Origin of the sequence: Pseudovibrio sp. FO-BEG1 (assembly GCF_000236645.1) — a bacterium.
GTDB lineage: Bacteria > Pseudomonadota > Alphaproteobacteria > Rhizobiales > Stappiaceae > Pseudovibrio.
This window is the reverse complement of record NC_016642.1, coordinates 147,064-161,959: the sequence shown is the minus strand read 5'-3', so window position 1 is coordinate 161,959 and position 14,896 is coordinate 147,064. Positions and strand designations below refer to the sequence as shown.

Here is a 14,896-nt window from a genome sequence, read left to right as displayed (position 1 = left end):
CTAACTGTTGCCTGAGGCGACGACCACGTCTCTTCGTGCACCGGACAAGGTGATGATGAAGCCTGCAATGACATCCAGAAACGTGATGGTCATGAGCAGGAGGAAGAGTGGGGTGGCGGCTTCCTGAACGGAGAGGAACTCAATGAGATAGGCCACAAGGATGAGCAGAGATAAGCTATGATCGACCAGAGAGAGCGTGCTGGTGCGGGTGGCCTTGATGATCTCGATGAAAAGCAGAATGAGAGAAGCTGCGAGCAGGACGGTTGCTACGTCCAGCGGAACCACAAGGCCTGATGGGAGTGGGATGTTGATGAGGACAGCCGCCCACGGCGTAACATTGTAGCCTTGGTCGAGCACTGGCTCCAGATCTTCAAACCACCGAAAAGCCACTGCGTTGTACAGCAGGAATGGAATGAGCGTGAGTGGAATAGTCCTCATGTGGTTGTCCCCGGATGAGCTGGAAGCGGTATCCTATCCGAAAAGATTAACACTAATGCTGGGTGTCTGTGATGCCCTGAAACCGGGAGGGGTAACGCTTCGAGTGGTTTGAACTCTAGTGCCTTCATTTTCAGCAGGGTTCTAGGGAATAGGACGCGTGAGATTGTGAATGGTGAGGGGGCGGCGTACTCGCTCCGTCATGCGGCGTTCAATGGGGCTTAAGGTGTTGTAGTTATCGACTGCGATCCCGTTCCAGTACTTTACCAGAGGCAGGCCGACGCGGAGTTGAAAGACGCCAAGGGGATAGTTGATGTCGCTGTGATATCGGATTTGCCCAACAAAGGTGGTTTTCAGGCCGGGTACTCCGAACCAGCCAGCCCGGGAGATTTCAAAGCGCCCTTGTGCTCCGCTGATCTCTTCCACGTTGTTGGCCGTCCTGTAAAAGCCACCTGCGTAGATGCGTAAGCCAAAGCCTAAGTCCTCGGTTCCGGGCAGGTCGTAGCCGATTTCTCCGGAGAGATTGAGAAGTGGAACACTCTCTCGTTGTTCTGTGCTCCCGGGCTTTGGTTCCAGAATGCGAACCTTGCTTGTTGGGAACTGGGCGTTAAAGCGGGCTTCATAGCCGTGAGCGAGAAACTCTATGCCTGTGGTGATCGCAGATTCCGGGCCGCGTTTGTAATCTTCCTTGTAGTTCATGAAGATGTAGGTACTGCCGATCAGATTGGGGCTTACGAAGTGGCGTAGGCCACCACCAGCACTCAGGAGATAAACTGCTTCAGATGAGTTGCCCACGCGGACATCAGCGAAGGCCATGCCCTGACTGTCCTGAAAAACGGGGGTGATGACTTCAGCAGCACCAGAGGTGTTGTTCCGGTCTGTCTCAAACAGGCCGATGAGGCGTGGCTGGTACTTGCCTTGCGGATTGAAGGTGAAGCGGTCGTCCAGATCAGAAAGAGATTGAGCCATGCTAGCGGAAGTGGGCATTGCCAACAGGCAGAACAGAACACGCAGTAAAGTTCGAGAGAGTTGGCTCATTTGCTCTCATGAAGCTGACGAAGAAGCGAAACCTGACAGCAGTATTAGGGCTTGCTGGTGTTTCTGATAGCCCTGCCATCCAACGGGCTATCCTTGCCAAGCTTTGAGATATTGAAGGTCTGAGCAGCCTGCAAACAGGGCGCAGCGTTCCAGCTCTGCCTGCAGCCGCTGCTGGCGGCCTTTGCCCATACGCATGCCGGCTTCAGGCCAGAAGCGCTTTACTGCAAGTGCATTGGAAGCTTTCTCGCGTTTCATATCGATCCGGCCAATCAGTTTGTCCCCCTCCATCACCGGGAAGACATAATAGCCGTATTGTCTCTTTGGTTCCGGAACGAAGATTTCAATGCGGTAATTGAAGTTAAAGAGGAACTCAGCGCGTTTGCGATCTCTCAGGGCCGGATCAAATGGGCTGAGGATGCGTACGCGTTGTGAAGGGGCATCGAGCGATGCAAGCTCATCTTCGATTTGTGGGCGCGCCAGACAGAGTTTGGGTTTGCCATCATTGGCTGCTTCAATTTCAACGGAGATCAGCTCACCCCGTTGCCGGGCGTGCTCGCACCATGCTTTCACGTCGGCAAGGTCGAGCTTGTCCCAATAGGCGGCGATTTCGCTGGGCGTTGCGAATCCGAGGCGGTCGATTGCAGAGTTGCAGGCCCACTCGATGGTTTCAGCTTTTGACGGTTTGGAGGCGCGATGCTGAGAAGGAATAACGCGCTCGGTAAGGTCATAGAGTTTCTGGAAGTTTTCGCGGCGAGAAACAGAGGTCTGTCCGGTACGCCAGAGGTACTCAAGGGCTGTCTTAGATGGGTTCCACTCCCACCAACCGCCTTTACTGCGTTTTTCATCCTTGCCGACATCTGAGGTGCCAGCGGGACCGTTTTTCTCAATATGGCGCAGGATAAGGTTGAGCTTTTCCTGATACTCCGCACCGCGCCAGACCTTCCAGCGTGACTGGAGGCTCTCTGCACTCTTCTGGAAGCGGTAGTTCCAATAAGGGAAGAACTCGGTGGGAATGATTGAAGCATCGTGTGTCCAGTGTTCAAAGAGGCTTCTGTCGGTCTCAAGGAGTTTCTTCAGATGCTTGGGGCGATAACTCTGACGACGTGACCAGAGGATCATGTGGTGGGCACGTTCAACCGTGTTGATGCTGTCCACCTGCACGAAGCCGATCCGGTGAATGAGGTTGAGGAGATCACTGCCTTTTGAGGAGCCTGTCGGCGTTTCCAGAAGGGCGTGTTTGCTCAGAAACAAGCGGCGCGCAGCGACGTTATCAACTTTTAAAACTAACTGCGCTTCCATAGTCATCAGCTTCTCCTGCTTCGTCTGATGTGCGTAGGCTAGGAGAGCAAACGCCTTGCCGCAAGCAACTAGCAGCAGATAGTTGTGGGTTTGTTCCTATTATGTTCTCTGAGTGGAGGTTGTATTGGACTTTGCAGAAAAACAGCGGGGTGTGTTTCAGCGGATGATTGTTGGTGCTTTGGTGACTGCAATCGTTCTGTTGTTCGGTGCGCTTCTTAATCCATTTGGCTTTGCCGTGGATTGGAATGCCTCTGAGCGGCTTTGGGTCGCTGCCGTCTCAATCCTCTCGCCAGCCTTGTTGCTGATGGTCTCTATAGGCCGTCTGGCAATGCGTCGGTTTTATCATGCTGACGATATCGATGGTGGTGGGCTGACCCATGGCAGTGAAGAAGCCAAGATGCTGCAGAGCATCCTTCAAAACACGCTGGAGCAAGCCGTTTTAGCTGGGTTTGTCTATATAGCCTGGGTGGCCATCATGCCGGGCTCTACTATGTCCGTACCGCTTCTGGCTGCATTGCTCTTTGCATTGGGGCGCGTTTTGTTTTTAGCCAGTTACGAAAAAGGCGCTCCATGGCGTGGAACGGGTTTTGCGCTGACGTTTTATCCTACAATCTTCATGCTGGTGGTGGTGCTGATTACGCTGATGGCGGGTGTATGATGGCGTAAAGATAGGCATTTTAAAGTCGACTATTAGTTAGACTTTGAAATCTGTCCCTTCTATTCTGACTTTAAGCACTGCATTCACAGTGGGTATGCATCAAGCAATCTTTTCTTGCTTGAAGGAGGCTGATAATATTTTAGTGTAATGACAGAATTTAAGTAAACTTACTGCATAAAATGATGCAGTTTTTGCAGGCAAAATTGAATGAGCTACGAAATTTACTGTGATGAAACTATGCCTGATCTACTGCAATCGCAAAAATCGCAATTTCGGTTTTTGCTGATTGGAGGGCTTTGGGTAGCTTCAGATCATCGTGAAAGAATAAAATTAGATGTAACGGGTTTAAGAAAAAAATATAGTGTTTGGGGTGAAATGAAATGGAGAAAAATATCTCCAGCAAACAGAGATTTTTATTTTGAGCTAGTAAATCTATTTCATTCCTATAATAGTAATATTAGATTTCGTTGTATAGTAATTGATAGCTCAAAGGTTGACGCAGAACTATTTCATGATGGCGATGATGAGCTTGGGTTTTATAAATTTTACTATCAATTGATACATCATTGGATACTGCGCAGAGAAAAATATTCAATCTTTTGTGACTTGAAAACCAATAAATCTAATCGGCGATTAGTGGATTTGAGGACTTGTTTGGTCAATGCAAATAAAGAATCTGAGATCGCAAACGTACAATCATTGCGCTCAAAAGAGGTTGTGTTGCTTCAGCTTGTTGATGTTTTGTTGGGTGCTGTTCAAAGTAGATACAATAATTCTGAAATAACAGGAGTGGCTAAAAATGAGATTGCTACTCGTATAGAAGAATTATTTTTTTGTAAGCGGAAAATTTGTGCATCTCCTTGGTGGGAGCAAAAGTTTAATGTGTTTCAACTCAATATGAGAGGTGGCTAAGTTGTCTCCACCTCTGTTGAAGTTAAGCGATGAAAGTGAATATCGTTCACATTACGAGAGCAGTCTATGTCAAGGTGAAATTACTACCCATGATGGTATTCGCGTCTATTTTAAAAAGAATAGATTTGAGCACGCATTTTTTGAGAGTAGTAATCGGAATGGGCAAAAAGATAGTTTTTCACTGATTCGCGCAGAACGAATGGATTGGATAACAGCAACGCTGCAAGATCCCAATGCTGATTGGTATCAAGGCTATGATAGCAAAAGTGGTAAATACAATCCTAAAAGACGTGTGGCTATAGCTTATGGGGACTTTGTAGTCATCATCTCTATATCAATGAAAAGAAATGGTTCTCCGAAAGCTAATTTTATTACTTGCTATAATGCAGATAATAGCATTTCTAAAATTAGAACATCGCCAAGGTGGACAGCTGCATCATTGGGGATTGTAACTACTTAATGATTGCGGACGCTGATTTGCTACGCTGGCTCAGCGTCCGAAGCCTCGATTGATTCGGAGCCGATAGGCATCGAATTCTCCATCACGATAGCTCTAATTTCTTAAATGTCAAGTTACCTTATTCGCTGTTTTAAAAGAAGAACCCTTTTTCAGTTTTAAAGTTGACTCACCTTTTCGGATGTTTGTCAGGCTTTCTACTTAGCATGTGTGCGCCGATGTAGAACATTGAGGTGGGTGATAACAGATGTATCTGATTGCCGTCTTTGCAACTCAGCCTCTACCATGTCCGTACCATCTCTGGCTGCATTGCTCTTTGCATTAGGGTGCATTTTGTTTTCGTCAGTTATGATAAAGGCGCTCCATGGCGTGGAACGGGCTTTGCGCTGACGTTCTATCCCACAATCTTTATGCTGGTGGTGGTGCTGATCACGTTGATGGCAGGGCTTTGAGCCCCGCCTTTTGATTGGGCTATGTTGTTTTATAGCGAGCGATGACGAAGTACCCAGGAACAGGGGTTTCCTGTTCGTTGCGCAAGTTGATCTGGCTGAACTCTACGGGCGTGAACCCAAATCGCTTCAGCACGTTACGCAGGTAATGTTCTGTATGAGAGAAGCGGTGGGTATCACTCATGTGAAAATCATGCGCTTCCTCTGTGTGCTCCAGCAGTGCTTCTGCGGAGAACACAAAGATACCGTCTTCTTCTATGTTACGCTTGATACCTTCAAAGACTTCTTCAAGTGCACCGAAGTAGGGAAACAGCTCTGCCGCGACGACCAAGTCCCATTTATCCGCGTGATTTTGATAGAGAAACGCGTTGATTTCGCTCAGATGATACTCATCGTAGATGTGCTTGTCTTGTGCAAGCTTGAGCATTTCCTTCGATATATCGACACCCGTTTTGTGAGAAACTTGCTCTTGTAGGGCTTCTGCGGCGAGGCCGGTTCCGCAGCCTAGATCGAGGAGGCGCTTGAAGGGGCCAAGATTATTGGACTGAAGTGACTGATGTATTTTGTGCGGGACACTGTACTTCAAGATCTCCATGAGCTTGAGGTCAAAGAGCTCCGCTTTTTGATCAAATAAGGCTGAGACATAATCGGCTGGTAAACTCTCAGATGTTGCAGCCTGCGTGTCATAAAGAGAGAGTTCTGGTTCTTGCTCTGAAACCTCTCCTGAGTTTTGCTCCAACCTTTTCAGCAGATGGTCTGCGGCAGCGTTGAACTCCTTGCTCCCTTTCAGATCAAGTGCCTGATCGTACAGTTTGAAGTGGCGGAGGATATCTTCGAGTGGATTGGTTTGTTCTTCGTTCTTATCGTTATCCATGACTGCCAGTATCCTTAGCGTTGAATACTAGGATAATTGAGCCATGAAAAAATTAAGGAACGGTGAGTCATTCTGTTAGCAGCAAAAAGGATGCAGCTATAGTAATTATCTGATTTTTATGAGTTATATCTGTGCAGATGCAGAAAACCCGCAGTGTCTCCACTGCGGGTTGGTAACCTGTCGTAAAGCCTAAGAGCTTTTACCCTTTCAGGCGTCTGTCAGTTCTTTTGCTTTGTTCATCTGGTCACGCTTTGCAAGCGTACGCAAACGCAGAGCGTTGAGGCGGATAAAGCCTGCAGCGTCTTTCTGGTCGTAAGCGCCGTGGTCGTCTTCGAAGGTCACCAGCTCTTCTGAGTAGAGAGAGTAAGGGGACGCACGACCAACAACGATCACGTTGCCTTTGTAGAGCTTCAGCTTAACCGTACCGGTCACAAACTCCTGAGACTTGTCGATCATCGCCTGAAGCATTTCGCGCTCAGGGGAGAACCAGAAGCCGTTGTAGATCAGCTTTGCATAGCGTGGCATCAACTCGTCTTTGAGGTGAGCTGCGTCACGGTCCAGTGTGATGGATTCCATCGCACGGTGTGCTGACAGGAGGATGGTGCCGCCTGGTGTTTCGTAGATGCCACGAGACTTCATGCCGACGAAGCGGTTTTCTACCAGATCGAGACGACCGATGCCGTTGTCACGGCCAAGGTCGTTCAGCTTGGCAAACAGAGTTGCCGGAGACATGTGTACGCCATTGATGGAGCACGCATCGCCTTTTTCAAAGCCGATTTCGATCTCGGTGACTTCGTCCGGCGCGTTGATTGGATCAACGGTGCGCTGGAAGACGTAGTCTGGTGCTTCTTCATTCGGATCTTCCAGAACTTTACCTTCGGAAGAGGAATGCAGCATGTTTGCGTCAACGGAGAATGGAGCTTCGCCGCGCTTGTCCTTTGGTACCGGGATCTGATGCTGTTCTGCGAACTCGATCAGGTCGGTACGGGACTTTAGAGTCCAGTCACGCCAAGGTGCGATCACCTTGATGTCTGGGTTCAGTGCGTAGCAAGCAAGCTCAAAGCGTACCTGGTCGTTGCCTTTACCGGTTGCGCCATGTGCAACTGCGTCAGCGCCAGTTTCTTCAGCGATCTCGATGAGACGCTTGGAAATGAGCGGACGTGCGATAGAGGTACCGAGGAGGTAAACGCCTTCGTAAACTGCGTTGGCCCGGAACATCGGGAAAACGAAGTCCCGAATGAATTCTTCGCGGAGATCATCAATGTAGATTTCTCGAATACCAAGCAGTTCAGCTTTTCGTCGTGCTGGTTCCAACTCTTCACCCTGACCTAAGTCAGCAGTGAAAGTTACAACTTCGCAGCCGTATTCCGCCTGCAACCACTTGAGAATAATCGAGGTGTCGAGCCCGCCAGAATAGGCAAGCACAACTTTTTTGATGTCGCCTTGGGCCATAGATTAGTTTCCAAATGTGTGTTCGGGCGCATAAAAGCGCCTACGCTGGGCAATCTACCGAGCAGAGCGCGCAACGCAAGTGGTGATTCAGGATTGAGTGATGAGTTATTAATCGGGATAGTTGAGCTACTTACAGGTGTCTTGAGTAGTGCTGTGGGTGAAAGCTACTGCTCAGCTCAATAGTCAGGTAGGTAAGATTTTGAAAACGCGAGGATAATGATCTCTACGACATGTCCTGATACTCAAAAATCTGCACGTTTTGGGTGCGTATAAGGTCTTGCTAAACTGCATTATCTCTCAACTGTTTCTGCGGAAAAACCGTAGAGTTTATGCGCAGAAAATTTTAACGGGTGTTCGTTGTTAACCAACAAGTGCCTGTATCTACGAGGATTTCCCGGCAGGACTTATGCGTCTTTTGTCTAAACTTGTGCGAGGTTCTCTTTGAGTTTTGGTCAAGCTTAGTCGTGGGAAGCAGGCTCGATTCGATGATTTGGGCTCAAGGATTCCAGTCGGGTGGGGCGAGTTCGAAGCCGTCAAACAGGAAGCCGGGGGCAACGGTGCAGCCGACCAGTGTCCACTCGCCGAGGCTTTGTGCGGACTGCCATGCTTCACGTGGAACAATGCCTTGAGGGCGTTGGCCATTTAGCACATCCACGCCGAGTATGATGTCTGTTTGCTCGCCTTGTGCGGTGCTGATGGAGAGCTTGAGAGGAGCGCCGCCGTAGTAGTGCCAAGTCTCAATTGCATCGATGCGGTGCCAGTGAGATCTCTGACCCTTCTTGAGCAGATAGTAAATCGCGGTTGAGTATCCGCGACCTTCCGGGCCTTCTGTATCGCGGAAGGTTTCGGTGTAATAGCCACCTTCCGGATGCTCTTTCATCTGCAGTTCGGCGATGATCTCTTCGGCTGTTGTTGTCGTAATTTGGTCCAATGACATCAGAAGTTATCCTTGCGACGGCGGATTTCGGCAAAGATGTCAGCAGGTTCTGCGTTGACCATATTGAGGTTCTTCTGAACTTCTGGGTCGCGAACGCGCAGGAACGGGTTTGTTGAAAGCTCGGCTGCCATGGAAGTTGGCAGGGTCGGACGTCCGACTTCGCGAAGGGCTTCGATGCGTTTGGTGCGTTCCTGCAGAGCCTGGTTGTTGGGATCAATTGTCAGTGCGAACTTAGCGTTTGAAAGCGTGTATTCGTGGCCGCAGTAAATTGTTGTCTCTGGTGGAAGCGTATTTGCCAGATGGCTGAGGGAGGCCCACATCATTTCGGCATCCCCTTCAAATACCCGGCCACAGCCGAGGGCGAAGAGGGTGTCGCCGGTGTGGGCGATGCCTGCTTCCTGGAACCACCAGGAGATATGATCAAGTGTATGGCCCGGTGTGCCGATAGCTTTGACGGCGATTGGACCGATGAGGATGTCATCACCGTCTTCCACGAAACGGGTCATGGTTGTGATGTGTTGGCGAGAGCGTTCTGGTCCGGTGACCTTGGCTCCGGTCTTTTCAACGAGTTCCGCAAGGCCGCCGACGTGATCCCAGTGGTGGTGGGTGATCAGGATGTCGGTGAGATTCCAGCCCGTTTCTTCAAGAACCTGTAAGTAGGGGGCTGCTTCGGGAACGTCGATTGCAACAGTGCAGCCGCTGTCTGGGTGGTGGACGAGAACGCCGAAATTATCTTTCAGACAAACAAACTGCCGAACTTCAACTTCAATCATCAACCAGCTCCCAAGCGCACAATAAATCCTAGTGGGATCATGGGAGGACACGCTGTCAAATTCAACTGCAAACTCACAAAACTCTGGGAGTGGTTGATTTAAGCTTGCAAATCATCTTGAAGAAGCGTTGCGTCCGGGCCTTTGGCACCCCATGATAAGAATAGGCAACGCGCGGAGAACCAGTTGTATCTTGATGTTACTCACTTAAAAGAGTTCTACGATCTGCCACTCGGACGAATGCTCCGGGTGTTGGTGGGAAGCCGCGTGAAAATGCTGTGGCCGGAAATGCGTGGTCAGAGCTTGCTGGGGATTGGTTATGCTGCTCCGTATCTGCGGCCCTATCTGAAAAAGACCAATCGTGTGTTTGCCGGCATGCCCGCTGCCCAAGGTGTGGTGAAGTGGCCGCGGGAAGTGGAAGTGCCGAACAAGGCCTTCCTTATGGAAGATGGGCAACTGCCGTTTCCGGATTCCTGCATCGACCGCATTTTGCTTGTGCACTCGCTAGAGATGGCAGGGCAGCCGGGTGCGTTGCTGGATGAGGTCTATCGAGTTTTATCGCCCGGTGGCCGGGTGATTGTGATTGTGCCTAACCGCCGTGGGGCGTGGGCGCGGTCTGAAGTGTCTCCGTTTGGTTATGGACGGCCTTACTCACGGCCTCAGCTGGATAACTTCCTGAGTAATCATCATCTTTCGGTTGTTTCGCGGGAGGAAGCCTTGTTCGTCCCTCCGACGAACTCAAAGCTAGTGCTGAAGAATGCGCGCAGCTTTGAGCGTTTAGGTGCTGTGGCCTGGCCTGCTTTTGCCGGACTTTTAGTGACGGAAGCCGAGAAGCAGATTTATCGTGGTATTCCGCTCAAAGCGAGCCATGTGACGCGGGTCCTACGTCCGGTGTTTCTGCCAAATGGCAAGACAGCAGGGGCTCAGGCGCGCTCTAGCTGCGAATAATGCATAAAGCCCGGCCCAGAAATGTGCCTGACGTTGCTCCAATTACAGATGCAAAGAGAGTTAAGAATATCGGGCTCACATAAAGGTCAGGGTTTGCTATCTGTGTTGCACTGCCAATGTAGTTGATTATGAATTGGGTCATGAGGACAGAGAAAGTGAACCATTCGCCTGCAAGTGTGACCTGATCTCCGTCTCTCGCAATTATCCAGCGCTTTTGCAGTTGGAAAGTTGCCCCAGCTATGAGTGCATACAATATAAAAAATGCAGACCAGCTGAGAGAAGGGTTTGGCAGGGCAATAATTCCATTGATTGTTATAAGACCGAAGAAAGGCAGTAGATACGCTGAGTTAGCCGAGATCGTTCGTTGCTTCGAAGATTTTATGCCCCAATAAACCAAAAGAGCGAGTAGGGGCCAAACCCACAAAGGTGCACCAGTAACAAAATGCAGCATGACGCCCCCCAATTGATCTCTGGTTACTTAAAGCAGCCTGCCATTAATCCGGCTCACTTAAATTGCTGTAATCTTTTGCTTGTTGCAATCCTTATCCGAAAACCGGTTTCCACTTTCCGGCAATAAGATTTACTCAATTATTTCCGTTCCAGTAGGAAGACGGCCTGGTCTCCGATCAGGTTCCAGACCCACCATGGCGCGTTGAAGGCTATTCGCTTGCCTCTGGCGTCCAGTGCCTCCGCCTTGATGACTTTGGCGTGGACTTCTTCTGAAAGTGCCACGAAGTCGCGGATGGTGCAGAAGTGGATGTTTGGGGTGTCGTACCACTGATACGGCAGGTAGTCCGTCACCGGCATTCTGCCTTTGAAGAGCAGCTGCATGCGGTTGCGCCAGTGGCCGAAGTTCGGGAAGGATACGACGACTTTCTTGCCGATACGCAGAAGCTGTTCAAGAACCTGTTTCGGATCCATGGTGGCCTGCAGCGTATGGCTCAGGATGGCGTAGTCGAAAGCGTCATCCGGATATGCGGAAAGGTCTTTGTCCGCATCGCCCTGAACAACGGAGAGGCCACGTGCCACTGCTTCGTTCACACCCTTTTGCGAGGTGTCGAAGCCACGTCCATCGACACCGCGGGTGTTGATCAGCAGTTCAAGCAGGTTGCCTGTACCGCAGCCGATATCCAGTACGCGAGAGCCCGGTGCTACAAAATCGCAGAGAATTCGGTGGTCGCCGCGTACATCGCTCAAATCAAGTTTTGTCATAATAGATCTGCTTTCTGATGAAGCTGGTTGTTCAAGACTACGGTCAATCACCATTGCCGGGGGCAGGGATGCCTCTGGCTTTGGCAGCTCCGGTCAGGAAGCCACGCATTGTTTTGAACAGTTCAGGTTCATCAAGAAGGAATGCATCGTGTCCGCGAGAGCTTTCGATCTCGACGAAGGAGACGTTTGCTCCGGCTGCGTTGAGGGCGCGTACAATATCCTTGCTCTCCGAGGTTGGGAAAAGCCAGTCGGTGGTGAAGGACATGACGCAGAAACGTGTGTCGCTGTGCAAGAACGCGTTGGCCAGCTTGCCACCATGTGCTGCTGCGAGGTCGAAGTAGTCCATCGCGCGGGTCACATAGAGGTATGAGTTTGCATCAAAGCGATCCACGAAGGTCATACCCTGGTGGCGCAGATAGCTCTCGATCTGGAAGTCCGCATCAAAGCCAAAGGTGATGGCGGAGCGGTCTTGCAGATTGCGACCAAACTTGTTGTGCAGGCTCTCGTCAGACATGTAGGTGATGTGCGCTGCCATACGCGCAACGGACAAGCCCTTCAAAGGACGTTTGCCTTCTTTGGCGTACTGGCCGTGGCACCAGTCCGGATCTGCCATGACAGCCTGACGACCGACTTCGTGGAAAGCGATGTTCTGACTGGAATGGCGTGGGCCAGTTGCAATTGGAACAGCTGCGAACACCTTTTCCGGATAAGCAGAAGCCCATTGTAGCACCTGCATGCCACCCATGGAGCCGCCGACCACTGCAAACAGGGTTTCAATGCCGAGTGCTTCAACCAGTTTTGCCTGAGAGCGCACCATGTCACCGATTGTGACGACGGGAAGGTCCAGCCCGTAGACTTCATCAGTTTCCGGATTGGTACATGCAGGGCCTGTGGTGCCGAGGCAGCCTCCGAGCACGTTCGCGCAAATGACGAAGTACTTGTCAGTGTCTACTGGTTGGCCCGGACCAACCATCATGGACCACCAGCCGGGCTTGCCTGTTACCGGATTTTCGGAGGCAACGTACTGGTCGCCGGTGAGGGCGTGGCAGACGAGGATGGCGTTGGTTTTGTCAGCGTTGAGCTCGCCATATGTTTCGTAGGCGATCTGCCAAGGTGCAAGTTCTGTGCCTTCATCCAGTCGAAGAGGATTTTCAGGTCCAAATCGCATGAGCTTGCTGGCAGGCATATCCATCTGCTCCGCTGCAACACTGGCTTGTGTTGAGGGCGAGGTAATCGGAGTTTTCTCCGGCTGTGCGCTGGCAGTCTCAGTCATGTTTTCTTCCAAGGTACGTGAAAGCGAATTGGGTGTTCCTCTAAGGGATTGCAAGAGAGTTTTTGCTAGGTGTCTATTGGCAGTGTGTCAACGTTTTCTTTTGCTTTCATCCGCGTTGTTTCCTATGAATTTACATAGGTTCTGTTCAATAATTCGAGTGGGTTAGTGCAATGTCTGGGTCTTCATCAGTTGCGGATACTAAAATGAGCTTGTCTCAAGTCCGCGATAAACTGGATGAAGTTGATGACAAACTCCATATCCTGCTCATGGAACGCGCAGACCTGATTGAGCATATTGTTGCGGCAAAAGCTGAACAAGGTTCTATGCATGCTGTTTTTCGTCCGTCTCGTGAAGCAGACATTATGCGGCGGCTGGTTGAGAACCACCGGGGTGTTCTGCCAATTATGTCATTGGAACATATCTGGCGTGAGATAATCTCTTCGCTGACCAAAGCCCAGACAACTTATCGTGTTCATCTTGATGGAAGCGCAGATCGAGTCGCCATGAGTGAGCTGGCACGGTTCTATTTTGGATATGCGGTTGAGCAGCGGCGCGAGATCGACCCTTCTGCTGTGCTTGCAGAGGTTGATTATTCACAGGTCGATCTGGGTGTGATTGCGCTGGATGAGCGTGCGGAAACTCCTTGGTGGCGTGGTCTGGGGTTGCGTGAGGATGGTTCAAACGGCCCATCAATTATTGCACGACTCCCGTTTCTGGTGGTTCAGGATCGTCCGGCAGATTTGCCAGCTGTTGTTGTTGCTGCGCAGACCGCAGAGACGGAGAAGCCGGATATCTGCGTTTACGATGTGTGCTGGACCAGAGCTATACCGGGCTCATTGATGCACAAAGGTATAGAAGTGTTGAGTTTTTATCGCAGTTTTGAGGGCGTAGATGCGCTATTAGCTGTTCCGGGGAATATATCCGAGCAAGAGCTGGCGACTTTCTTTGAAATTGCTGAGGCGACGCCGGATAAACTTAGATATGTCGGTGGATACCCCGCGCCGCTTGACCTAGATGATGAATTTGATAGTGAAGCAGACGCAGTCCGTTAAACTGCGTGTTTTTTGAATGAAGGAATGAGTTGATGGAAGAGCAGGTAGTACGCCCTGTCCCTCGTGCTGGTGTGTTGGCGATTGATCCGTATGTACCCGGTAAGGCGAAGGCAAACGGTGGGCATAAACTGCATAAGCTCTCTTCCAATGAATCTCCTTTAGGTGCGAGCCCGAAAGCATTGGAAGCGTATCGTACCATCTCTGAGCTTCAGTTTTACCCTGATGGCAGTGCCGGTGAGCTGCGCACTGCGATTGGTGAGGTCTATGGACTGAACCCAGATCACATCATTTGCGGGTGTGGTTCTGATGAAGTGCTGAGCCTGCTGGCCTATGCTTATCTGGGTGAAGGTGATGAAGCTATTTATACCACGCATGGCTTCCTTGTTTATAAGATTGCGATCCACGCTGCGGGTGCAACGCCTGTTATTGCGCCAGAAAAAGATCTGACCACAGATGTGGACGCTATTCTGGAGCGCGTGACTGAGAAGACCAAAATGGTCTTTGTAGCGAACCCGAACAATCCTACCGGCACTTACATTCCGTTTGACGAAGTGAAGCGCTTGCATGCCGGACTGCCAAAGGACTGCATTCTGGTTCTTGATGCAGCGTATGCTGAGTATGTTCGTCGTAACGATTACCAGTCCGGTATTGAGCTGGTTGCGAACTCCGAGAACGTGGTGATGACACGGACGTTCTCCAAGGCTTACGGTTTGCCAGCGCTGCGTGTTGGCTGGGCGTATGGTCCTGAGCACATTATTGATGCGCTGAACCGTATTCGTGGTCCTTTCAACATGAATGCTGCTGCGATTGCGGCTGGTGCTGCTGCTGTGCGGGACCAGGCTTTCATTGAGCAGGCAGTTAGCCACAATAACGAATGGTTGCCGTGGGTAGTTAACGAACTGACCAAACTAGGTCTTGACGTAACGCCAAGTGTCGGCAATTTCATTTTGATCCATTTCCCTGAAGAACAGGGCAAACGGGCTGTCGATGCTGATGCCTTCCTGCTGGAACGCGGGTGTGTGCTGCGGCAGGTGAAAGCCTATGGATTTGATAATGCGCTACGCATGTCAATCGGCAGTGAGGAAGCGAACAAGGATGTTGTTGCTGCTCTCACTGAATTTCTGAAGTAG

At 50.5% G+C, this 14,896-nt stretch carries 16 protein-coding genes; 6 read left to right on the top strand and 10 right to left on the bottom strand.

The window, feature by feature from the left end:
* The 3 genes from PSE_RS00785 to PSE_RS00775 form a co-directional block, all read right to left on the bottom strand.
* Positions 1 to 438, bottom strand: a complete 438-nt coding sequence (locus PSE_RS00785; protein ID WP_014283135.1) for a hypothetical protein — start codon at positions 436 to 438, stop codon at positions 1 to 3.
* A 141-nt stretch (positions 439 to 579) separates the two neighbouring features.
* Positions 580 to 1,473 carry a hypothetical protein gene (locus PSE_RS00780; protein WP_208998057.1) on the bottom strand — a complete coding sequence of 298 codons (894 nt, stop codon included), beginning with the start codon at positions 1,471 to 1,473 and terminating at the stop codon, positions 580 to 582.
* A gap of 87 nt (positions 1,474 to 1,560) precedes the next feature.
* A complete protein-coding gene (locus tag PSE_RS00775; RefSeq protein ID WP_014283131.1) occupies positions 1,561 to 2,772 on the bottom strand; it encodes a winged helix-turn-helix domain-containing protein in 1,212 nt (403 codons plus the stop codon).
* A 124-nt stretch (positions 2,773 to 2,896) separates the two neighbouring features.
* Here PSE_RS00775 and PSE_RS00770 point away from each other — a divergent pair, with 124 nt between their 5' ends.
* From PSE_RS00770 to PSE_RS26850, 3 genes are all read left to right on the top strand, one after another.
* Entirely contained in the window at positions 2,897 to 3,430 is a 534-nt protein-coding gene (locus PSE_RS00770; protein WP_148266064.1) for an MAPEG family protein, read from the top strand.
* 207 nt (positions 3,431 to 3,637) lie between these two features.
* Positions 3,638 to 4,342 carry a DUF3800 domain-containing protein gene (locus PSE_RS00765; RefSeq protein WP_041767768.1) on the top strand — a complete coding sequence of 235 codons (705 nt, stop codon included), beginning with the start codon at positions 3,638 to 3,640 and terminating at the stop codon, positions 4,340 to 4,342.
* Position 4,343: 1 nt separating this feature from the next.
* Entirely contained in the window at positions 4,344 to 4,802 is a 459-nt protein-coding gene (locus PSE_RS26850) for a hypothetical protein (RefSeq protein ID WP_083841533.1), read from the top strand.
* 468 nt (positions 4,803 to 5,270) lie between these two features.
* Here PSE_RS26850 and PSE_RS00755 read toward each other — a convergent pair whose 3' ends face one another.
* From PSE_RS00755 to gloB, 4 genes are all read right to left on the bottom strand, one after another.
* Positions 5,271 to 6,122, bottom strand: a complete 852-nt coding sequence (locus PSE_RS00755) for a class I SAM-dependent methyltransferase (RefSeq protein ID WP_014283126.1) — start codon at positions 6,120 to 6,122, stop codon at positions 5,271 to 5,273.
* A gap of 207 nt (positions 6,123 to 6,329) precedes the next feature.
* Positions 6,330 to 7,574: an argininosuccinate synthase gene (locus PSE_RS00750; protein ID WP_008550711.1), complete on the bottom strand. Its 1,245-nt coding sequence runs from the start codon at positions 7,572 to 7,574 to the stop codon at positions 6,330 to 6,332.
* A gap of 496 nt (positions 7,575 to 8,070) precedes the next feature.
* Positions 8,071 to 8,511, bottom strand: coding sequence for a cupin domain-containing protein (locus tag PSE_RS00745; RefSeq protein WP_014283125.1), 441 nt, complete (start codon positions 8,509 to 8,511; stop codon positions 8,071 to 8,073).
* A complete protein-coding gene (gene gloB, locus PSE_RS00740; protein ID WP_208608950.1) occupies positions 8,511 to 9,281 on the bottom strand; it encodes a hydroxyacylglutathione hydrolase in 771 nt (256 codons plus the stop codon). The genes PSE_RS00745 and gloB overlap by 1 nt, the downstream gene beginning before the upstream one ends.
* 186 nt (positions 9,282 to 9,467) lie before the next feature.
* Here gloB and PSE_RS00735 point away from each other — a divergent pair, with 186 nt between their 5' ends.
* The gene (locus PSE_RS00735) at positions 9,468 to 10,229 is read left to right on the top strand and encodes a class I SAM-dependent methyltransferase (protein ID WP_041767764.1); all 762 of its coding nucleotides are present in this window, start codon (positions 9,468 to 9,470) and stop codon (positions 10,227 to 10,229) included.
* On the opposite strand, the gene PSE_RS00730 is transcribed toward PSE_RS00735, so the two are convergent.
* The 3 genes from PSE_RS00730 to PSE_RS00720 all read right to left on the bottom strand — a co-directional run bounded on the left by PSE_RS00730 (position 10,216) and on the right by PSE_RS00720 (position 12,726).
* Positions 10,216 to 10,680: a hypothetical protein gene (locus tag PSE_RS00730; protein ID WP_041767762.1), complete on the bottom strand. Its 465-nt coding sequence runs from the start codon at positions 10,678 to 10,680 to the stop codon at positions 10,216 to 10,218. The two genes, PSE_RS00735 and PSE_RS00730, sit on opposite strands and share 14 nt — an antisense overlap.
* A 137-nt stretch (positions 10,681 to 10,817) precedes the next feature.
* Complete coding sequence (metW, locus tag PSE_RS00725; RefSeq protein ID WP_014283123.1) at positions 10,818 to 11,441, bottom strand: methionine biosynthesis protein MetW; 624 nt, start codon at positions 11,439 to 11,441, stop codon at positions 10,818 to 10,820.
* A 43-nt stretch (positions 11,442 to 11,484) separates the two neighbouring features.
* On the bottom strand, positions 11,485 to 12,726 hold the full coding sequence (locus PSE_RS00720) for a homoserine O-acetyltransferase (RefSeq protein ID WP_014283122.1): 1,242 nt from the start codon (positions 12,724 to 12,726) through the stop codon (positions 11,485 to 11,487).
* 191 nt (positions 12,727 to 12,917) lie between these two features.
* Between PSE_RS00720 and PSE_RS00715 the strand changes: the two genes are divergently transcribed.
* Positions 12,918 to 13,766 (top strand): chorismate mutase, encoded by an 849-nt coding sequence (locus PSE_RS00715; RefSeq protein ID WP_014283121.1) that lies wholly within the window; start codon positions 12,918 to 12,920, stop codon positions 13,764 to 13,766.
* A gap of 32 nt (positions 13,767 to 13,798) precedes the next feature.
* Positions 13,799 to 14,896 (top strand): histidinol-phosphate transaminase, encoded by a 1,098-nt coding sequence (gene hisC / locus PSE_RS00710; RefSeq protein ID WP_014283120.1) that lies wholly within the window; start codon positions 13,799 to 13,801, stop codon positions 14,894 to 14,896.